We start from the raw sequence: 20,336 nt of genomic DNA, 5'->3' as shown, positions 1-20,336 counted from the left end.
CGATCATCGGGCGCAAGAAGAAGCTGCGCGCCGGCCCAAGGAGGCGGGACGCGCCAATGGCAAGAGACGGGGAACGCTGTGGCGGAGAGTGACAACATCGTCGTCGAGACCGCGGAGAAGATCTTCGCCGATCTCGCCGATCCGCAAACCATCAACAACGACAAGTCGAATTCGTGGCAAGCGCCGCTGTGGCAGGCGCTGAGCGAAGCCGGACTGCCGCTGTCGTGGGTGCCGGATGATCTCGGCGGCTCCGGCGCGAGCCTCGCCGACGGCTTTGCGCTGCTGAACGCCGCCGGCCGTTTCGCCATCGCGGTGCCCCTGGCCGAGACCATGCTGGCGGGATGGCTGCTGGCGCAGGCCAGGATCACCTCGCCCGAAGGCGAGATGACCGTGCTCCCGGCTTCGCCGAGGGATCGCATCACGCTCGACGCCGACGGCGCACTCTTCGGCCGCGCGCGCGGCGTGCCTTTTGCGAAAGCGGCGACGCATTTTGCGGTGCTGGCGCACGGCAAGGATGGTGTTTCCATCGCACTGGTCGACGCGGCCAAGGCTCGGATCGAATCCGGCCTCAATGTCGGCTACGACCACAGCGACACCGTCACCCTCGACAGGGTTCAGCCCGTCACCACCAAACCCGCACCGAAGGGCCTTGACCAGACCAATCTGATGCTGATGGGCGGCGTCGCGCGCAGCCTTCAAATCGCCGGCGCGCTGGAATCTATGCTCGACATCTCCGTGCGCTATTCCAACGAACGCGTCGCCTTCGAGAAGAAGATCTCGAAATTCCAGGCCGTGCAGCACAATCTCGCGCGCCTTGCCGGCGAATCCGCCGCGGCGCTCGCGGCGGCGACGTCCGCGGCCGACGCCATCGCGAATGCAAAATCGTTCAACGACGAGGTCTACCTCGAAGCCGCCTCCGCAAAAATCCGCTGCGCGGAAGCCGCGGAGAAAGGCGGCGGCATCGCGCATCAGGTTCACGGCGCGATCGGCTTCACCATGGAGCACATCCTGCACCGCTATTCGCTGCGGGCGCTGGCCTGGCGCGACGATTTCGGCTCGGAGAGCCACTGGGCCGTCGAACTCGGCAAGCTCGTAGCAAACCGCGGCGCCGACGAATTGTGGCCGCTCGTGGCATCGCGCTGATCAGGGGACGACCACAATGACCGCTGCCCTCCGTTTCGATCCGATCCGCCTCCCCGAAAAATGCGAGCAATTGCGCAAGGAAGTGCGCGCCTTCCTCGCCGAGGAAATCGCCGCCGGCACCTTCGACCCGCACAAGCCCAACCGCGAGGACACCGACGCACCGGAATTTTCCCGCCGGGTTGGCGCCAAGGGCTGGCTGGGGATGACCTGGCCGAAGAAATATGGCGGCCAGGAGCGCTCATTCCTGGAACGCTACGTGGTGACCGAGGAGATGCGCGTCGCCAATGCGCCGACGCGGCGCTTCTTCGTCGCCGACCGCCAGAGCGGGCCGGTGCTGCTGAAATATGCGCCCGAGCACATCAAGATGGACATCCTGCCGCGCATCTGCCGCGGCGAGATCTGCTTTGCCATTGGCATGAGCGAGCCGAACTCCGGCTCCGACCTGTTCGCGGCGAAGACGCGCGCGACCAGGACCGACGGCGGCTATCTCATCAACGGCACCAAGATCTGGACCTCGTCGGCGCATATCGCCGACTACATGATCGCGATCTTCCGGACCTCACCGCCGACCAAGGAAAACCGCCGTCATGGCCTGACCCAGTTCCTGGTCAAGATGAAGCAGCCGGGCATCAAGGTGAACCCGATCGGCCAGATCACCGGCCAGTACGAGTTCAACGAGGTCGTCTTCACCGATCACTTCATCCCTGATGATCACGTGCTCGGCGAGGTCGACGGCGCCTGGAAGCAGGCGACGAGCGAGCTCGCCTATGAGCGCTCGGGGCCCGAGCGTTTCCTCGAAACCTATTACGTGCTGACCGAGCTGGTCCGCGCGGTCGGCCCCAACCCGGACACGCGCAGCGCAGAAGGCATCGGGCGCCTCGTCGCGCAGCTCCACACCATGCGGCGCATGTCGGTCTCGGTCGCGGGCATGCTGCAGGCCGGCAAGGAGCCGGTTGTGGAAGCGTCCATCGTCAAGGACATCGGCACGGTCTGGGAGCAGCAGCTGCCGCATCGCGTGCGCGATCTCGCTGCCTTCGTCGAGGAGACCGCGACCAACCGCGAAACCTTGGAGCGGCAGCTCGACTTCGCCATCAAGACCGCGCCGAAACTCACCATCCAGGGCGGCACCACCGAAGTGCTGCGCGGCATCATCGCCCGCGGATTGGGCTTGCGCTAATTCAATCGAGGATCATTATGAGCACCTATCAAGATATCGGCGTCGAGAAGGTCGGGCATATCGGCACCATCGAGATCCGCCGTCCCCCGCTCAACTTCTTCGACATCTCCCTGATCAACCAGATCGCGGATGCGCTCGACGAGTTCGACCGCGACATCGAGATCCGTGCGTCCGTTCTCTCCGCGCAAGGCAAGGCGTTCTGCGCCGGCGCCAATTTCGGCGATCCGGCGCGGCAGGCGCAGGAGGCGCGCGAGGCCGAGAAGAAGGGCGATCCGGCCGACAGTCTCGGCTCGATCAACCATCTCTACATCCAGGCCGTGCGCATCTTCCGCGCCAAGAAGCCGATCGTCGCCGCCGTCCAGGGTGCGGCCATCGGCGGCGGGTTGGGCCTTGCGGTGTCAGCCGATTTCCGCGTCACCTGCCCCGAAGCCCGTTTCTCCGCGAATTTCACCAAGCTCGGCTTTCATCCCGGCTTCGGCCTGACCGTGACGTTGCCCGAGCTGATCGGCAAGAACAACGCCGAGCTGATGTTCTACACCAGCCGCCGCGTCACCGGCGAAGAGGCCTACAAATGGGGCCTCGCCAACGAGCTGGTGCCGCAGGACCAGGTCAAGGCGGCCGCGATGAAGCTCGCCGGCGAGATCGCCGAATGCTCCCCGCTCGGCCTGCTCTCCACCCGCGCCACGATGCGCAACGGCCTCGCCGACCGCGTCATGGCCGCGACCAATCACGAGCTCGCCGAGCAGACGCGCCTGCGCGCGACGGAGGATTTCAAGGAAGGCGTGAAGGCGACGGAAGAGCGGCGGGCGGCGAATTTTAGGGGGCGGTGATCGCGGCGATGAACGTTCTCTTCTTCCTTCTCCCCTTGTGGGAGAAGGTGGCATGGGCGGCCTTCGGCCGCCGTTCTCGAGAACGCCGAAGCGGAGCTTCGGCTATGGCGCCGGATGAGGGGTTGCTTCAGCGCATTCAAACGCAAGAGATTCACTCGCGCAGAGAGACCCCTCACCCGTCTCGCCGCTGCGCGGCGATCCACCCTCTCCCACAAGGGGAGAGGGTTTGAGCGCAATCAGATCACGCGGAACGTCACCCCGCCCAGCAGAAACTCGTTGCCCGCAACCGCGAGCCCCTTCGCCTTGGCGGTATGCAGCACCTGCGCCACGTCAGTCGCCCGAAACTCCAGCGCGCTCATGATCTCGCTGGTGCCCTTGACGAAGCGGAAGGTCGCGTTGGGCAACTTCAGTTCGGCACCGGCACTCGGCGCAACACCGATGATCTTTCCCCAATGCTCCGCAAGCTCCGTCGGATTCGGGCTCTGCATCTCCACCGCCGTCAGCGCCTGCGTCACATCCTTGCGGATGAATTTCTGCCAGTCGGGTCCCGCCGGCGGATAGGCGCCCATACTATCGTCGCTGCCTTCGGTGTGGTTGAACTCGATGAAGGCGGCGCGGCAGTCGCGGGGGTGAAGCTGCACGCCATGATAGGGCGCATGGTCGATGATATTGGCTGTGCGCACGCCGAGCGCGTTGGCGTTGCGGCCGCACTCGTCGGGATCGTTGCAACAGAAGATCGCCATGTAGCCGCCGCGACCGCCGGTCTTCTCGATGAAGCGGCCGGCCGTGGTGCCGTCCTTGAAGGGCGCCACGACCTCCAGCAGGATCGTGTCGACCGGGAGCAGCGCGTTCTCCAGGCCGTATTTCGCCACATTGCCGTCGCGATAGCAGACGGCGAGGCCCATGATCCTGGCGATATCCGTGATGACAGGCTCGAGCTGCGGCGCGACCAGACAGATCTGACGCAGCCGGACATAGGGCGCCATCGTCATGCGCCCTTGAAGGCCGGCTTGCGCTTCTCGACGAAGGCCTTGGCGGCCTCCTTGTGGTCCTCGGTGTCGCCGCAACGGGTGTGATGGATCGCCTCGCCGTCGAAACAGTCTTCCAGCGCCAGATGCTCGGCATTGTTGATGTTGCGCTTGATGTAGCCGAGCGCGATCGAGGGACCCTGCGCCAGCGACAGCGCGAGCTCGTGCGCGGCGGCGTCGATCTCTGCGTCGGGCACGACCTTGGTCACCATGCCGATCGCGTGCGCCTCCTTCGCGGTGAGCACCGGCGATATCAGATAGAGCTCGCGCGCCCGTGCGCTGCCGAGCAGCTGGGTGAGGAAATAGGTGCCGCCGTAATCGCCGGAGAAGCCGACTTTGGCGAAGGCGGTGGTGATCTTGCAGGATTCGGAGGCGATGCGCAGGTCGCAGGACAGCGCCATCGAGAGGCCGGCGCCGGCCGCCGCGCCATCGAGCTGCGCCACCACGGGCTTCGGCATCTGGTGCAGGATGCGCGAGACCTCCATGCCGCGGCGGAGGTTGGCGAGCTTCTGCTCGAACGGCAGCGGCGCGCGGCCTGCTGCCATCGACTTGACGTCGCCGCCGACACAGAAAGAGCCGCCCGCGCCCTTGAACAGCACCGCCCGCACCTCGGGATCATCAGCCGCGCGCCGTGCCGCTTCGACCAGGCCGGCGACCATGTCCGGGTTGAGCGCGTTCTTCCGCTCCGGACGGTTCATCGTGATGGTGAGCAGCCCGCCGTCGAGCTTCTGCAGGACCATGTCGTTCATGGGGCGCTTTCCTTGTTGTTGTCTAGCCGAGCTATCACCACATCGTCATTGCGAGCGAAGCGAAGCAATCCAGGAATGTTTCCGCAGACGCAGTCTGAATTGCTTCGTCGCAAGAGCTCCTCGCAATGACGTCGTGACTTACGTCACGCCGTCACTTCTTCACCAACGGGCAGCGCGACTGCTCCAGCGACTGGAACGCCTCGCTGCCGGGCACGGTCGCGAGCAGCTTGTAATCGTCCCAGCGACCCTTGGACTCCGACGGCTTCTTCACCTCGAACAGGTACATGTCATGGATCATGCGGCCATCCTCGCGGATCTTGCCGCCCTTGGCGAAGAAGTCGTTGATCGGCGTCTCCTTCATCACCTTGATCACCGCCGCGGCGTCGGTCGTGCCGGCCGCCTTAACGGCTTTCAGGTAATGCGTGACGGAGGAATAGACGCCGGCCTGCGCCGAGGTCGGCACTCGTTTGGTGCGTTCCATGAAGCGCTTGGAGAATGCGCGCGTGTCATCGTTGAGGTCCCAGTAGAACGCCTCGGCGAGCAGCAAGCCCTGCGCGGTCTCCAGCCCGATCGAGTCGATATCGGTGACGAAGGCGAGCAGCGGCGAGACCTTCTGGCCACCCTTGGTGATGCCGAACTCCGCCGCCTGCTTGATGGCGTTGATGGTGTCGCCGCCGGCATTGGCGAGCCCGATCACCTTGGCCTTGGAGGCCTGGGCCTGGAGCAGGAAGGACGAGAAATCCGACGTGTTGAGCGGATGGCGCACGCTGCCAAGCGCCTTGCCGCCGGTCTTGGTCACGACGGCGCTGGTGTCCTTCTCCAGATCCTGGCCGAAGGCGTAGTCGGCGGTGAGGAAGAACCAGCTGTCGAGGCCGGACTTCACGGCCGCAAGGCCGGTCACATTGGCCTGGCCGTAGGTGTCGAACACATAATGGATGGTGTAGGGCCCGCAGGCCTCGTTGGTGAGACGGATCGAGCCCGGGCCGTTGAACATGATGATCTTGTTGCGCGCTTTCGCGATCTCGCCGGCGGCAAGCGCGGTCGCGGAGGCCGCGACGTCGTAGATCATCTCGACGCCCTGATTGTCGAGCATGTCGCGGGCGATGTTGGCGGAGAGATCGGCCTTGTTGAGATGATCGGCCGCCAGCACCTGGATCTTGCGCCCCAGCACCTCACCACCAAAATCCTCGACGGCCATTTTGGCCGCAGTCTCGCTGCCGGAGCCCGTGATATCTGCATAGAGGCTCGACATGTCGAGAATGCCGCCGATCTTCAGCGGCGGCTTGTCCTGGGCCTGCGCGGCGCTCGCATTGAGGGCAAACGCGGCGGCAAAAATGCCGGACAAAACAGTCTTCATCGAAAACGACCTCCCTTATCGCGCCGTACTCTGATGGCGGCTTGGTTATTGCTCTTGGTAATAGCTGTTGGCTATCGCTATTGCCGCAATCATGCCGCATGCGCAACAGCGCAGCAAGCGCGAGGGGGTTGCGATATCAGAATTGCCGCGCATGTTTTCCGCAAAGTGGAATGGTGAGAAGCGGACAAATGCTTCCACGTCATTGCGAGCGCAGCGTAGCAATCCAGAGTTTTTCTGCAGAGACGGTCTGGATTGCTTCGCTGCGCTCGCAATGACGGAGTATGGCGAAGCCTCTTCGCGACCCACGACGCATGAGCTATGATTGTCGCGCAATGCAACCTCTCCGGGTCACGTGACGCGACAGCTCCATCTCATCATCGGATTTTTTCTTATCGCGAGTAACTCGGCGTTCGCGACACCGTGCCAATTCGAGTCTCAAGGGGAAGGCCGTATCTCCGTGATCGTGGATGCGCGCAGCGTGCGCCTCGATGACGGGCGCGAGATCCGCCTGACCGGCATCGAGCCGACGGCGACCACGAAGCAGGCGCTGATCTCACTGCTCGCCGGCCGCGACGTGACGCTGCGCAGCCCCGACGACACGCCCGACCGTTACGGCCGGCAGGGCGCCCTGGTCTTCATCGGCGACAGCGACACCTCGGTGCAGGCCATGCTGCTCGCCCGGGGCGATGCCATGGTCTCGGCCGAGATCGTGGACAAGGACTGCGCGACCGCCCTGATGGCGTCCGAGGCCGCGGCGCGGCGCCAAAAAATGGGCAGCTGGGCTGACCCGTCGGCCATAAAAAACGCGGAAAGTCCGGACGATATTTTGGCGGAGATCGGGCGCTTTGCGGTAATCGAGGGCAAAGTCCTGTCAGTCCGGCAAGCTGGGGCAATGACCTACCTCAACTTCGGACGGAACTGGACACGTGGCTTTGCCGTGACTATTTCAAAGCGCACGTTACCGGCGTTCGAAGGCGCTGGCATTACCCTTAAGTCCTTGGAAAATAAACGTATTCGAGTTCGGGGCTGGGTGGAGGGGAATACGGGGCCGCGCATTGATGTGCGCCTCGTGGGGCAGGTCGAGTTGCTGGGCGCAAACGAGCCGACAGGGGTAAGGCCTTAAGACGGCCAGGCACGGGTTAAGCGACGTGGATGGGGTGCTAGAACGGCACGTACGGAGTGAACGCCGCCGGCTGCGGGCGGCGCCGGCGGCGCTATGCCTTGTCTTGGGCACGGCTCTCGCCGGTTGTGGCGATATGGGCCGGTTCCAGACCGCGGCAACCCCGGCGACCGTCGTAATGCCGAAGCCGAAGCCCGCCGTCGCGCAAACCCCCGCCACCGAGAAGGAGCACGAGCGCATCCTGGCGAGCTATGGCGGGACCTATGACGATCCCAAGCTCGAGGCGCTCGTCAGCAAGACCGTCGACCGGCTGGTCGCAGCCTCCGACCGTCCCGACCAGGGCTACAAGGTCACGATCCTCAATTCCGGCGCGGTGAACGCCTTCGCGCTGCCGAACGGCCAGCTCTATGTCACGCGCGGACTTCTTGCGCTTGCGAGCGATACGTCGGAATTGTCCTCCGTGCTCAGCCACGAGATGGCGCATGTGCTGTCCAAGCACGCCGCGATGCGCGAGGACCAGGCCCGCCAGGCCGCGATCGTCACCCGCGTCGTCACCGACATGAGCAACGATCCCGATCTCACCGCGCTCGCACTGGCCAAGACCAAGCTCACCATGGCGAGCTTCTCGCGCAAGCAGGAGTTCGAGGCCGACGGCATCGGCGTCGGCATCTCCGCCAAGGCGCATTTTGATCCTTATGGCGCAGCGCGCTTCCTGTCGGCGATGGAGCGCAATGCCGAGCTGAAGGCCGGCAAGAGCTCGCTCGATCCGCGCGCGCAGGATTTCACCTCGTCGCATCCGGCAACCCCGGAACGCGTGCAGAACGCGCAGAACATCGCGCGGCAATACACTGCGCCTGAGGGTGCCGAGCGCGACCGCGAAACCTATCTCGCGGCGATCGACAACCTCGTCTACGGCGAAGACCCCAGCGAAGGTTTTGTCCGCGGCCGCAGATTCCTGCATCCGAAGCTCGGCTTCACCTTCCAGGCGCCGGACAATTTCACGCTCGACAACACCGCGCAGGCCGTGATCGGCGTGCGCGAGGGCGGCGCACAGGCGATGCGCTTCGACGTCGTGCGCGTGCCGGCCGAACAATCGCTCGGCGACTACCTCAATTCCGGCTGGATGGAAGGCGTCGAGAAAGCCTCGACCGAGGATATCACCATCAACGGTTTCCCGGCGGCGTCCGCCACCGCCAAGGGCGATCAGTGGCAGTTCAAGGTCTATGCGCTACGCTTCGGCAGCGACGTCTATCGCTTCATCTTCGCGACACGGCAGAAATCGACCGAGAGCGAGCGCAACGCGCGCGAGACCGTCAACTCGTTCCGTCGCCTGACACTCGACGAGATCCAGGCCGCGCGCCCGCTGCGCATCAAGGTCATCACCGTGCAGCCCGGCGATACCGTGGAATCGCTCTCCCATCGCATGGCCGGCGTCGATCATCCCGCCGAGCGTTTCCGCGTGCTGAACGGCCTCGATCGCACCGCGCAGGTCAAGGTGCGCGACCGCGTGAAGATCGTGGCGGACTGACGCTGCGCTCACTCCACAAATCCCGTCGTCGTCCCGGACAAGCGCGCATAAAGCGCGCGCCGATCCGGGACCTCAGCGCGAGCGCTCGCGCTCGTCGCGATAGCCACAGGATAGAGTTAGGCGAAGACTCGGAGTTGCCAGCCATAACCTCTCCCTGGGGTTATGGGTCCCGGCGTTCGCCGGGACGACAGCTGTGATGTGGCTTCCGCTTGAGCCTTAGCGCCCCGCGTCCATATCCCCGGCCTCGCGCTGGCCGCTGAGCCAGAGCGCGAGCAGGGTCCAGAACGCGCCTGACAACAGATACGCACCCGAAGCGATGACGCCGAGATTGGTGGCGAGCAGCAGCGCCACCAGCGGGGCGAAGCCGGCGCCGAACAGCCAGGCCATGTCGGAGGTCAGCGCGGACGCCGTGTAGCGGTACGCCTGCCTGAAATTCGAGGCGATCGCGCCGGAGGACTGGCCGAAGGACAGTCCGAGCAGGATGAAGCCGATCACCATGTAGATGGTCTCGCCGAACGCGCCGGCATCGAGCAGTTGCGGCGCGAAGCCGCTGTAGATCGCGATCGCGATCGCCGATCCCATCAGCAGCGACTTGCGGCCGACACGGTCGGCGATGATGCCGGAGACAACGATCGCGGCGACGCCGAACACGGCGGCGACGATCTCGATGATCAGGAAGCGCACCGGGCTTTCGCGGGTGAACAGGAATACCCAGGACAGCGGAAACACCGTGACCATGTGGAACAGCGCGAAGCTTGCCAGCGGCGCGAACGCACCGAGCATGATGTTCTGGCCTTCACGCGCGACCGTGTCGGAGATGCGCGAGGGCTGCAATTCGCGGGTCTCGAACAGCGAGGCATATTCCTCGGTCGTCACCATGCGCAGGCGCGCGAACAGCGCCACGACGTTGATGGCAAACGCAACGAAGAACGGATAGCGCCAGCCCCAGTCGAAGAAGTCATCGGCCGAGAGGTTGCCGGCGAAATAGGCGAACAGCGCGCTCGCCACGATCAGACCGAGCGGAGCCCCGAGCTGCGGCACCATCGCGTACCAGCCGCGCTTGGAGGGCGGCGCGTTCAGCGCCAGCAGCGAAGCCATGCCGTCCCAGGCACCGCCCCAGGCCAGACCCTGCGCGATGCGCGCCAGCGCCAGCAGCCAGATCGCGGCAACGCCGATGTCGTGATAGCCGGGCAGGAACGCCAGCGCGACCGTGGCGGTGCCGAGCAGGAACAGCGCCGAGATCAGCTTGGCCGTTTTGCCGTAGGCCCGGTCGACCGTCATGAAAATGACGGTGCCGATCGGCCGGGCCATGAAGGCCAGGGCGAAGACCATGAAGGAATAGAGCGTGCCGGTCAGTTCGCTCGCGAACGGGAACACCAGGCGCGGGAACACGATCACGGAAGCGATCGCGAAGACGAAGAAATCGAAGAATTCCGAGGTGCGGCCGATGATGACGCCGATGGCGATCTCGCCGGGACTGGCCTGGTCGTGGCCGTGCTCACCCGTGTGGAGGTCTGCCATTGCGGGGGTCTGTGCCGTCGCCATTCGTGCGCCCTTAACGTCCTGAAAACCAAAGCCGACCGCCCGGCGGGACGCCAGGCAATCTGCCCCTGTCTGACCCAACCTCTCGCACTGCAACATTGGACAAATTGTCCAATGTCCGGATTGTTGCGCCGCAGCTACCCCTTGGCCCCGCAAAGGAAACTCATTCTCAAAGGCTCGGCCCGTGTCTCGTCTCAAGATCCTGGCGCTACTACCTCTGGCTGCCGCACTCAGCGGCTGCGACTACGTCGTGCTGGCGCCAGCCGGCGACATCGCTGCCCAGCAGCGCGACCTCGTCATCATCTCCACCGTTCTGATGCTCCTGATCGTCCTCCCCGTGATGGCGCTGACAGTGCTGTTCGCCTGGCGCTATCGCCAGTCCAACACGGCCGCCCGCTACGAGCCGGACTGGGACCACTCGACCAAGCTCGAGCTGGTGATCTGGTCGGCGCCGCTGCTGATCATCGTTTGCCTCGGCGCGCTGACCTGGATGGGCACGCATCTGCTCGACCCCTATCGCACCCTCGGCCGCATCCATGCCGACCGCGCCGTGGACCACTCCAAGGCTCCGCTCGAGGTTGACGTCGTCGCGCTCGACTGGAAGTGGCTCTTCATCTATCCGGACTACGGCATTGCGACCGTCAACGAGTTGGCCGCGCCGGTCGATCGCCCGATCAACTTCCGCATCACGGCGTCCTCGGTGATGAACTCGTTCTACATCCCCGCACTCGCCGGCCAAATCTACGCGATGCCGGGCATGGAGACCAAGCTCCACGCCGTGGTGAACCACGCCGGCACGTACAAGGGGTTTTCGGCGAACTACAGCGGCGCCGGCTTCTCCGGCATGTACTTCAACTTCAAGGGTCTCGACGACAAGGGTTTTGACGCCTGGATCGCCAGCGCCAAATCCGCCGGCGGCTCGCTCGGCCGCGCCGAATATCTCCAGTTGGAGAAGCCCAGCCAGAACGAGCCGGTGCGCCGCTGGGGCACCGTCGATGCCGATCTCTACCGCCTGATCCTCAACATGTGCGTCGAGACCGGCAAGATGTGCCAGAGCGAGATGATGGCGATCGACGCCAAGGGCGGCAACGGCCATCAGGGCCTGAACAACACGCTGCCGCTCACCTACGACAAGTACGCCCGCCGCGGCACGGTGCTCGGACCGGAGCCGACCTTCGTCGCCGGCACCTGCACGCCGGATGCGCCGCAGGGCAAGACCACCGCCTCCATCACGGCCCCCGTCGACAGCGCGCCGCTGCTCGGCGCCGGCCTGAAGCGGCCGTCGTTCACGCCGCTGAAGTCCTCGTCCTTCTTCCTCGGACTGCGTCCGAAGTCAGACTCTTAAAGAGATCCCGCATGTCTCCTGATCTTCTCAAGCTCATCTTCGGCCGGCTCGGCATCGAATCGCTGCCGCTGCACGAGCCGATCGTCGTCGGCACCTTCGTGGTGGTCGCGCTCGGCGGCGCCGCATTGCTCGGCGGCCTCACCTACCTCCGCCTGTGGGGCTACCTCTGGCGCGAATGGTTCACCACGGTGGACCACAAGCGCATCGGCATCATGTACATGATCCTCGGCATCGTGATGCTGCTGCGCGGCTTTGCCGACGCGCTGATGATGCGCGGCCAGCAGATGCTCGCCTTTGGCGGCTCCGAAGGCTATCTCAACGCCCATCACTACGACCAGGTCTTCACCGCCCACGGCGTGATCATGATCTTCTTCGTGGCGATGCCGCTGGTCACCGGCCTGATGAACTACGTCGTGCCGCTGCAGATCGGCGCGCGCGACGTGTCGTTCCCGTTCCTGAACAATTTCAGCTTCTGGATGACGGTCGGCGGTGCGGTGCTGGTGATGGCCTCGCTGTTCATCGGCGAATTCGCCCGCACCGGCTGGCTGGCTTATCCGCCGCTCTCGAACATCGGCTACAGTCCTGATGTCGGCGTCGACTATTACATCTGGGCACTGCAGGTCGCCGGCGTCGGCACGACGTTATCCGGCATCAACCTGATCTGCACCATCGTCAAGCTGCGCTGCCCCGGCATGACCATGATGAAGATGCCGGTGTTCACCTGGACCTCGCTCTGCACCAACGTGCTGATCGTCGCCTCCTTCCCGGTCCTGACCGTCGTGCTCGCGCTGCTGTCGCTCGACCGCTATGTCGGCACCAACTTCTTCACCAACGATTTCGGCGGCAGCCCGATGATGTACGTGAACCTGATCTGGATCTGGGGTCACCCCGAGGTCTACATCCTGGTTCTCCCGGCTTTCGGCATCTTCTCCGAGGTCACCTCGACCTTCTCGGGCAAGCGGCTGTTCGGCTACACCTCGATGGTCTACGCCACGGTCGTCATCACCATCCTGTCGTACCTTGTGTGGCTGCACCACTTCTTCACGATGGGCTCGGGCGCCAGCGTCAACTCGTTCTTCGGCATCACCACGATGATCATCTCGATCCCGACGGGCGCGAAGATGTTCAACTGGCTGTTCACGATGTATCGCGGCCGCATCCGTTACGAATTGCCGATGATGTGGACGATCGCCTTCATGCTGACCTTCGTGATCGGCGGCATGACCGGCGTGCTGCTCGCGGTGCCGCCGGCCGACTTCGTGCTGCACAACAGCCTGTTCCTGATCGCGCACTTCCACAACGTGATCATCGGCGGCGTGGTGTTCGGCGCCTTCGCCGGCATCAACTACTGGTTCCCCAAGGCGTTCGGCTTCAAGCTCGATCCGTTCTGGGGCAAGATGTCGTTCTGGTTCTGGGTCACCGGCTTCTACCTCGCCTTCATGCCGCTCTATGTGCTCGGCCTGATGGGCGTGACCCGCCGCTTGCGCGTGTTCGACGATCCTTCTCTCCAGATCTGGTTCGTCATCGCCGCGATCGGTGCCGTCTTCGTCTTCATCGGCATCCTCTCGATGCTGATGCAGTTCGCAGTGAGCCTGCTCAAGCGCGAGCAGCTCAAGGACGTCACCGGCGATCCCTGGGACGCGCGCACGCTGGAATGGGCGACCTCCTCGCCGCCGCCGGACTACAACTTCGCCTTCACCCCCGTCGTGCACGACAATGACGCGTGGTGGGACATGAAGAAGCGCGGCTACCAGCGTCCGCTCACCGGGTTCAAGCCGATCCACATGCCCAGCAGTACCGGCACCGGCATCATCCTCGCCGGCTTCGCCACCGCGATGGGTTTTGGCCTGATCTGGTACATGTGGTGGCTGGCCGCCGTGAGCTTCATCGCGATGCTCGCCGTCGGGATCGGCCACACCTTCAACTATCACCGCGACTTCGACATTCCGGCTGAAGACGTCATCCGGACCGAGGACGCGCGCACCAAACTGCTCGCCGGAGCCAAGTAAATGACGATCGCTGTCAACCCCACGCAAACCGGCGAGCCGGTCTTCTATCTCGCCGACGAGCATCCGCATCCGGAAGGCTACAGCACCTCGCTCGGCTTCTGGATCTACCTGATGAGCGACTGCCTCATCTTCGCGATCCTGTTCGCCACCTTCGGCGTGCTCGGCGGCAATTACGCCGCCGGCCCCGCGCCGAAGGACCTGTTCGACCTGAACCTGGTCGCGGTGAACACCTCAATGCTGCTGCTGTCGTCGATCACGTACGGTTTTGCGATGCTGACGATGCAGCAGAACAAGATCGCCCAGACCCAGATGTGGCTGGCGATCACCGGCCTGTTCGGCGCCGCCTTCATCGGCATCGAGCTCACCGAGTTCGCCCACATGATCCACGAGGGCGCCACCCCGCAGCGTAGCGCCTTTCTGTCAGCCTTCTTCACCCTGGTCGGCACCCACGGCCTGCACGTCAGTTGCGGCCTGATCTGGCTGGTGACCCTGATGGTGCAGGTCCAGAAATTCGGCCTGATCGAGGCCAACCGCCGCCGCCTGATGTGCCTGTCGATGTTCTGGCATTTCCTCGACGTGGTCTGGATCGGCGTCTTCACCTTCGTCTATCTCCTGGGAGTTCTGCGATGAGCACCGATACCCACGCAGCTGGCGCGCACGATCATCACCATGGCGACAGCCACGCTCACGGCACGTTCTCGAGCTACATGCTCGGCTTCGTGCTCTCGGTGGTGCTCACCGCGATCCCGTTCTGGCTGGTGATGAGCGGAACGCTGCCGAGCAAGCAGGTCACCGCGCTGGTGATCATGGCCTTCGCGGTCGTGCAGATCGTCGTTCACATGATCTACTTCCTGCACATGAACACGACATCCGAGAACGGCTGGAGCATGATGGCGCTGATCTTCACCATCGTGATGGTGGTGATCGCACTGTCCGGTTCGCTGTGGGTGATGAGCCACCTCAACAGCAACATGATGCCGGTCCACCAGATGACGGGAATGAAGTGAGCAAGGCTCTAGAGTGAGCAAGATTCGGACCGTGACGAGCAAGGCAGGAGGGACGCACAGCGAGGCTGTGCGCGCCCCTCCCTTGTGGCTCATGGTCCTCTCGCTCATCGCCTTTGTACTTCTGATCGCGCTCGGCGTCTGGCAGATCGAGCGCCGCGCCTGGAAGTTGGCTCTGATCGATCGCGTCGAGCAACGCGTTCATGCCCCGGCGATGCCGATCCCTTCGCCCGCTTCGTGGCCCGCCATCAGCGCCGCAAACGACGAATACAGGCACGTCAGCGTCAGCGGCCGCTTCCTGCATGACCGCGAGACGCTGGTTCAGGCCGTCACCGAGGAAGGCCCGGGCTATTGGGTGCTGACGCCGCTCAAGCGCGATGACGGCACGCTGGTGCTGATCAACCGCGGCTTCGTTCCGTCCGAGCGGCGCGATGCGTCGACACGCAGGGACGGCAATCCCGACGGTCTGGTCGAGATCACCGGCCTGCTCCGCATCACCGAGCCGAAAGGCGGCTTTCTCCGGAACAACGTGCCCCAGCACAACCGCTGGTACTCGCGGGACGTCGCCGCCATCACGGCGGCACGCGGTCTTCGGGAGGCTGCGCCCTTCTTCGTGGATGCCGACGCCGGATCACAAATTGCCGGCGGTCCAATCGGCGGATTGACCGTGATCCGCTTTCCCAATAACCACCTGATCTACGCGCTGACGTGGTTTGCCCTGGCTTTCATGCTGGCCGGCAGACTTTTCGTCACATTCGGCGGCGGGCTGTTCCGCCGCAAGCGCTTCGTCCACGAAACGGCCGGCGGCTCGGATGCTGTCGCCCGCAGGACGGGATCAGATGCTGGAACGATCGTCGAGCCGACCTGACGACGGGAAGACGCTTTCCCAGACGCTTGGGCGTGACGGGCAGGCCGTCACGCTGCAATCGCAGGCCGACGCGCGCAGCGAGCTGATCGGCACCGCGCCGACCGACGACGAGACCAACCGCAAGAACATGGCGCTGCTGATCCAGCTGCGATGGACTGCGGTGGTCGGCCAGATCGTGACCATCGGTGCTGTGCATTTTGGTCTGGGCATCCCCCTGCCACTCGAGCGGATGGGCGCGGTGATCGGCGCGCTGGTGCTGCTCAACGTCTCCAGCCTGGTGTGGGTGCGCCATCGCGCCGCGATCACCAATAACGAGCTGCTCGTCGCCTTGATGCTCGATGTGGCGGCGCTGACTGCGCAGCTCTACCTCAGCGGCGGCGCCACCAATCCCTTCACCTCGCTGTTCCTGCTCCAGGTGACGCTCGGCGCGGTGCTGCTCGATGCGCGCTCGACCTGGTCGCTGGTCGCCCTGACCTGCGCGAGCTTCGTCTGGCTGACGCTCGCCTACCGCCCGCTCGATCTGCCGCCAAATCCGGTCAGCGAGACCTACAGTCTCACAGTTGCCGGCATGCTCCTGGGCTTCGTGCTCAACGCCGTGTTGCTGGTCGTGTTCGTCACCCGCATCAACAGGAACTTGCGCGAGCGCGACGCCCATCTGGCAGCGCTGCGCCAGCATGCCGCCGAGCAGGACCACATCGTCCGCATGGGCCTGCTCGCCTCCGGCGCCGCCCATGAGCTCGGTACGCCGCTCGCTTCGCTCTCGGTGATCCTCAGCGACTGGCGCCGCATGCCGAATCTCGCCGCCGACCAGGAGCTTGCCGAGGATCTTGCGGAGATGGAAACCTCGCTGCAGCGCTGCAAGTCGATCGTCACAGGCATCCTGGTGTCGGCGGGCGAAGCGCGCGGCGAAGGCTCCTCGCCGACGACGGTGACGGCTTTCGTCACCGCGCTGGTCGACGAATGGCGCAATGCGCGCTCGGCCCGCACGCTCTACTTCGTCAACACCTTCGGCGAAGACGTCGCGATCGTCTCCGACATCGCGCTGAAGCAGGTGATCTTCAACGTGCTGGACAATGCCTACGAGGTTTCGCGGGACTGGGTCGAGCTGGTGGCCGAGCGCGAAGGCGACAATCTCGTGCTGTCGATCTCTGACCGCGGCCCGGGCTTTGCACCGGAGATGCTGGCGCAGCTCGGCAAGCCCTACCAGTCGAGCAAGGGCCGCGCCGGCGGCGGGCTCGGTCTGTTCCTGGTGGTGAACGTCGTGCGCAAGCTGGGCGGCGGCGTGACTGCCGAGAACCACAGGAAGCGCGGCGCCACGGTGCGCCTGACGCTGCCGCTCGCAACGCTTGCGATCGGAGGGAATTTTGACGCCTGACCGTTCGCTCATCGTCGTCGAGGACGACGCCGGCTTCGCGCGCACGCTGAAGCGCTCGTTCGAGCGGCGCGGTTACGAGGTCGTGCTCGCCGCCTCGATCGAGGAGGTGCGCCAAGTACTGGAGGAGCGCACCTTTGGCCATGCTGTGGTCGACCTCAAGCTCGGCGGCGCCTCGGGGCTCGCCTGCGTCGAGCTCTTGCACACGCATGATCCGGACATGCTGATCGTGGTGCTGACCGGCTTTGCCAGCATCTCCACCGCCGTCGAGGCGATCAAGCTGGGTGCCTGCCACTATCTGGCAAAACCGTCGAACACCGACGACATCGAAGCCGCCTTCCACAAAGCCGAAGGCAACGCCGAAGTCGCGCTCGATGCGCGGCCGACCTCGATCAAGACCCTGGAATGGGAGCGCATCCACCAGACCCTGATCGAGACCGAGTTCAACATCTCGGAAGCGGCCCGCCGGCTGGGCATGCACCGGCGGACGCTGGCGAGGAAGCTCGAGAAGCGCCCGGTGAAGTAGGAGGAGCGCGCCGAGGCTCCTCCTTCTTCCCTATTTGCCGAACCGCGCAATCACGTCGGCCAGCGCGACGTGGCCTGTGCACAATCCCGTTGCCGGACCAGAGTCGCCGTCCTCCAGAGCGGTAGCGTAGAGGACCGCGGGATCCGCTTCGAGGCGAGCTCGCAACGCCGCCAGCTTCGGCCAGCGGCTCCTCTCCGCAACCGCGTGGAAGTCGAGCCAGCGCGCCACGCCGACAAGCAAGGCGTCGGCAAGGGTCGGCCGCTCCCCGAGCAGGAATTGCCGCGATTCGATCATCCCTTCGAGCTTGTCATGACGCTCGATGACCCTTGTTGTGCCAAAGGCACGCAGGACCGACTTCGCGGCAGGCTCCATGGTTTCGGCTTCCATTGCGGCCCATAGCGGCGCAAAGGCGGCGGTGAAACCGGTATTCACGAACGCCATGAGCTGATGCATTCGATCGGCTTGCCGCGACAGTGGATCGAAGCTGATGCGCCGTTCGACATCCCTGGCTTCGAGCCAGGCCGCGATAGCCATCGTTTCCGTCAGCACCTCGCCCTGCTCGGTGATAAATGCCGGCGTCTCATGTCGCGGATTGATGCGGGCGTATGACGGGCTTCGCATCTCGCCCATCATGTCGACCCGACACAGCCGATATGGCTTACCCAGCCATTCGAGAGCCGCAACGAGCCCCATGGAGCTTCCCTTCGGGAAGCCGTAGAGTAGAATTGGGTCCATGATCCATTCTCCGTGATTTCTGATGATCACGCTGCGCAGCGGTGATGCGACCCTAGTCGCTCGCCGCATCAAGTAAATTACGAACTTTTTTGTAACCTGGAGGCGCCGATGAAGGATCTCGTTTCGAGATGTCCCATCGAGGAAGTGATGCAGATTCTGAGCGGTCGCTGGCCGACGCTGCTGATCTACTATTTGAAGCAGGGCACCAAGCGCTTCAGCGACTTGCGCCGGGACAATCCGACCATCTCACACAGGATGCTCACGCTCGAGCTTCGCAAGCTGGAAGACGCCGGTATCGTAACCCGCACTGAATTCGGCGGATATCCGCTGCGCGTGGAATACGATCTGACCTCCGCCGGTCATGCCCTCGTGCCGTTGATCGATGCCTTGGGGGACTGGTGGGCGTTGGTTTCAGCTAGGGCTGACGGACGTGGGGGTGAAATCGGCGTCTCGGCAACGACGCAGCGGACTTGAATCGGCTGAAGACCCAAAAGCGCGAAGCGATTAGGATGAATCGTCATCGCGCTTTAGGTTATTGTTTGAGCATGATCTTTTCGGAAAACCGCTACGCACTTTTCCGGATCATGCTCTAGCGAGGAGACTTTCGTGACCATGCTCGTCGAGCGCTTCAACCTGCCGGCTGCACTTTCGCCCGCGCCGAGCAAGCGCGATGCCGAAACAGTTCAGTTCGCACAGGCCGCGCTGACGTCCGCCAAGCGGGAGGGGCTGCAACTCGCGGTGCGGGCGCGCTATGTCGCCCTCGTCGTCATTGCCTGCCTGCTGCTGGTGATCAACCCGGCCTGGGAGCAGCTCTACTACGTGGCGCTGCTCGGCTTGTTCGCACTGATCGGCTGGGCTCAGGTCAGGGTTGGGCGGGTGGGCGTGTCATGGCCGGAATTGGCACTCCTGTTTTGCGACTTGGCGCTGCTCACCTGCCTCATCGTGGTTCCCAATCCGTTCGGAGCCTCGCACTGGCCGGTCGCGATGCAGTACCATTTCGGTAACTTCATCTATTTCTTCGTACTGCTCGCAGGCGCCACACTGGCCTATACCTGGCGGACCGTCGTTGCGGTCGGCGTGTGGACGGGCGCGCTCTGGATCATCGGCATGGCCTGGGTCTGGTGGCAACCCGATCGCGATCCTGCGCTGACGGCCCGCATCGCAGCCGCAGCAGGCGGCGATCAGCGCTTGCTTGCGATGATCTCGCCCAGCGCGATCGGGTTCCACGTTCGCGTCCAGGAGATCGTCGTATTCATGATCGTGGCCATGACCTTGGCGCTCGCGGTCCGCCGCAGCAACGACCTCTTGGTGCGGCATGCCGCGGTGGAGCGCGAGCGCGGCAACCTCGCACGCTACTTCTCGCCCAATGTCGTGGCGGAATTGTCCAAGCAGGACGAGCCGTTGAAGCTCGTGCGCACGCAACACGTCGCGGTGCTGTTCGTCGACATCGTCGGCTTCACGGCCTTTGCCGATGCGCGCGCGCCGCAGGAGGTGGTGCGAACGTTGCGCGAATTCCACGGATTGATGGAGCAGGAGGTTTTCCGCCATAGCGGCACGCTCGACAAATATCTCGGGGATGGATTGATGGCGACGTTCGGCACGCCCTTCGTGGGCAAGCACGATGCCAGCAACGCGCTGCGATGTGCCCAGGCCATGATCGCCGCGGCGGACCGTTGGAACGATCGGCGGGCAGCGTCAGGCGAGCCACCGTTGCATGTGAGCTTTGGCTTGCATTATGGGCCGGTGGTGCTCGGCGACATCGGGCAGACCTGTCTGGAATTTGCGGTGATCGGCGCGACCGTCAACGTGGCAAGCCGTCTCGAGGCCTTGACCCGCACGTTCGATTGCGCGCTGGTGGCAAGTGACGACCTCGTCAGCCAAGCGAAGGCCGAGCTTGGCCACGCAGCCGCAACGTTTCAGTCATTGGAAGCGCGAGAGCCGCGGGCGGTCCGCGGTATTCAGCAGCCGATCTCGATCTGGACCCAGCCGCGCGGCGCGTAGAG

At 64.2% G+C, this 20,336-nt stretch carries 19 protein-coding genes; 14 read left to right on the top strand and 5 right to left on the bottom strand.

All coding sequences use genetic code 11. The features are described 5' to 3' along the window. The first annotated feature begins 78 nt into the window (after positions 1-78). From ACVIIV_RS09970 to ACVIIV_RS09960, 3 genes are read left to right on the top strand one after another with little or no spacing between them, the layout of a single operon-like run. Complete coding sequence (locus tag ACVIIV_RS09970) at positions 79-1,143, top strand: acyl-CoA dehydrogenase family protein (RefSeq protein WP_456744026.1); 1,065 nt, start codon at positions 79-81, stop codon at positions 1,141-1,143. Between the two features lie 16 nt (positions 1,144-1,159). Beyond that, the gene (locus ACVIIV_RS09965) at positions 1,160-2,320 is read left to right on the top strand and encodes an acyl-CoA dehydrogenase family protein (protein WP_456744025.1); all 1,161 of its coding nucleotides are present in this window, start codon (positions 1,160-1,162) and stop codon (positions 2,318-2,320) included. A gap of 17 nt (positions 2,321-2,337) precedes the next feature. After that, complete coding sequence (locus tag ACVIIV_RS09960; RefSeq protein ID WP_456744024.1) at positions 2,338-3,150, top strand: enoyl-CoA hydratase/isomerase family protein; 813 nt, start codon at positions 2,338-2,340, stop codon at positions 3,148-3,150. A gap of 236 nt (positions 3,151-3,386) precedes the next feature. On the opposite strand, the gene ACVIIV_RS09955 is transcribed toward ACVIIV_RS09960, so the two are convergent. The 3 genes from ACVIIV_RS09955 to ACVIIV_RS09945 form a co-directional block, all read right to left on the bottom strand. After that, the gene (locus tag ACVIIV_RS09955; protein WP_456744023.1) at positions 3,387-4,136 is read right to left on the bottom strand and encodes a hypothetical protein; all 750 of its coding nucleotides are present in this window, start codon (positions 4,134-4,136) and stop codon (positions 3,387-3,389) included. A gap of 2 nt (positions 4,137-4,138) precedes the next feature. Next, positions 4,139-4,927: an enoyl-CoA hydratase gene (locus tag ACVIIV_RS09950; RefSeq protein ID WP_456744022.1), complete on the bottom strand. Its 789-nt coding sequence runs from the start codon at positions 4,925-4,927 to the stop codon at positions 4,139-4,141. Positions 4,928-5,078: 151 nt separating this feature from the next. After that, on the bottom strand, positions 5,079-6,284 hold the full coding sequence (locus ACVIIV_RS09945; RefSeq protein WP_456744021.1) for an ABC transporter substrate-binding protein: 1,206 nt from the start codon (positions 6,282-6,284) through the stop codon (positions 5,079-5,081). Between the two features lie 322 nt (positions 6,285-6,606). Between ACVIIV_RS09945 and ACVIIV_RS09940 the strand changes: the two genes are divergently transcribed. Both ACVIIV_RS09940 and ACVIIV_RS09935 read left to right on the top strand, forming a co-directional pair. After that, positions 6,607-7,407 carry a thermonuclease family protein gene (locus tag ACVIIV_RS09940; RefSeq protein WP_456744020.1) on the top strand — a complete coding sequence of 267 codons (801 nt, stop codon included), beginning with the start codon at positions 6,607-6,609 and terminating at the stop codon, positions 7,405-7,407. A 133-nt stretch (positions 7,408-7,540) separates the two neighbouring features. Further along, positions 7,541-8,932, top strand: a complete 1,392-nt coding sequence (locus ACVIIV_RS09935) for a M48 family metalloprotease (RefSeq protein WP_456744019.1) — start codon at positions 7,541-7,543, stop codon at positions 8,930-8,932. A gap of 216 nt (positions 8,933-9,148) precedes the next feature. Here ACVIIV_RS09935 and ACVIIV_RS09930 read toward each other — a convergent pair whose 3' ends face one another. Next, positions 9,149-10,477: an MFS transporter gene (locus ACVIIV_RS09930; RefSeq protein WP_456744018.1), complete on the bottom strand. Its 1,329-nt coding sequence runs from the start codon at positions 10,475-10,477 to the stop codon at positions 9,149-9,151. A 181-nt stretch (positions 10,478-10,658) separates the two neighbouring features. On the opposite strand from ACVIIV_RS09930, the gene cyoA reads away from it, so the two are divergent. Genes cyoA through ACVIIV_RS09895 form a run of 7 tightly spaced genes read left to right on the top strand, consistent with a single transcriptional unit; the run spans position 10,659 to position 17,598 of the window. After that, positions 10,659-11,819: a ubiquinol oxidase subunit II gene (gene cyoA, locus ACVIIV_RS09925; RefSeq protein ID WP_456744017.1), complete on the top strand. Its 1,161-nt coding sequence runs from the start codon at positions 10,659-10,661 to the stop codon at positions 11,817-11,819. 11 nt (positions 11,820-11,830) lie between these two features. After that, positions 11,831-13,828, top strand: a complete 1,998-nt coding sequence (gene cyoB / locus ACVIIV_RS09920) for a cytochrome o ubiquinol oxidase subunit I (RefSeq protein WP_456744016.1) — start codon at positions 11,831-11,833, stop codon at positions 13,826-13,828. Beyond that, on the top strand, positions 13,829-14,458 hold the full coding sequence (gene cyoC, locus ACVIIV_RS09915; RefSeq protein WP_027573863.1) for a cytochrome o ubiquinol oxidase subunit III: 630 nt from the start codon (positions 13,829-13,831) through the stop codon (positions 14,456-14,458). Further along, the gene (gene cyoD / locus ACVIIV_RS09910; RefSeq protein WP_456744015.1) at positions 14,455-14,835 is read left to right on the top strand and encodes a cytochrome o ubiquinol oxidase subunit IV; all 381 of its coding nucleotides are present in this window, start codon (positions 14,455-14,457) and stop codon (positions 14,833-14,835) included. Before cyoC ends, cyoD begins: the two co-directional genes overlap by 4 nt. A gap of 13 nt (positions 14,836-14,848) precedes the next feature. Continuing rightward, complete coding sequence (locus tag ACVIIV_RS09905) at positions 14,849-15,700, top strand: SURF1 family protein (protein WP_456744014.1); 852 nt, start codon at positions 14,849-14,851, stop codon at positions 15,698-15,700. Then, on the top strand, positions 15,672-17,075 hold the full coding sequence (locus tag ACVIIV_RS09900) for an ATP-binding protein (protein ID WP_456744013.1): 1,404 nt from the start codon (positions 15,672-15,674) through the stop codon (positions 17,073-17,075). The genes ACVIIV_RS09905 and ACVIIV_RS09900 overlap by 29 nt, the downstream gene beginning before the upstream one ends. Beyond that, positions 17,065-17,598 carry a response regulator transcription factor gene (locus tag ACVIIV_RS09895; RefSeq protein ID WP_407116357.1) on the top strand — a complete coding sequence of 178 codons (534 nt, stop codon included), beginning with the start codon at positions 17,065-17,067 and terminating at the stop codon, positions 17,596-17,598. The genes ACVIIV_RS09900 and ACVIIV_RS09895 overlap by 11 nt, the downstream gene beginning before the upstream one ends. A 30-nt stretch (positions 17,599-17,628) precedes the next feature. On the opposite strand, the gene ACVIIV_RS09890 is transcribed toward ACVIIV_RS09895, so the two are convergent. Next, on the bottom strand, positions 17,629-18,333 hold the full coding sequence (locus tag ACVIIV_RS09890) for a glutathione S-transferase family protein (RefSeq protein ID WP_456748699.1): 705 nt from the start codon (positions 18,331-18,333) through the stop codon (positions 17,629-17,631). A gap of 108 nt (positions 18,334-18,441) precedes the next feature. Between ACVIIV_RS09890 and ACVIIV_RS09885 the strand changes: the two genes are divergently transcribed. Continuing rightward, positions 18,442-18,807 (top strand): winged helix-turn-helix transcriptional regulator, encoded by a 366-nt coding sequence (locus tag ACVIIV_RS09885; RefSeq protein ID WP_456744012.1) that lies wholly within the window; start codon positions 18,442-18,444, stop codon positions 18,805-18,807. A 138-nt stretch (positions 18,808-18,945) separates the two neighbouring features. Next, positions 18,946-20,334 carry an adenylate/guanylate cyclase domain-containing protein gene (locus tag ACVIIV_RS09880; RefSeq protein ID WP_456748698.1) on the top strand — a complete coding sequence of 463 codons (1,389 nt, stop codon included), beginning with the start codon at positions 18,946-18,948 and terminating at the stop codon, positions 20,332-20,334. Positions 20,335-20,336 lie beyond the last annotated feature (2 nt).

Source organism: Bradyrhizobium sp. USDA 4354, assembly GCF_054060315.1.
Note: the sequence above shows the minus strand (reverse complement) of the source record. Positions and strands in the feature narration are given on the sequence as shown.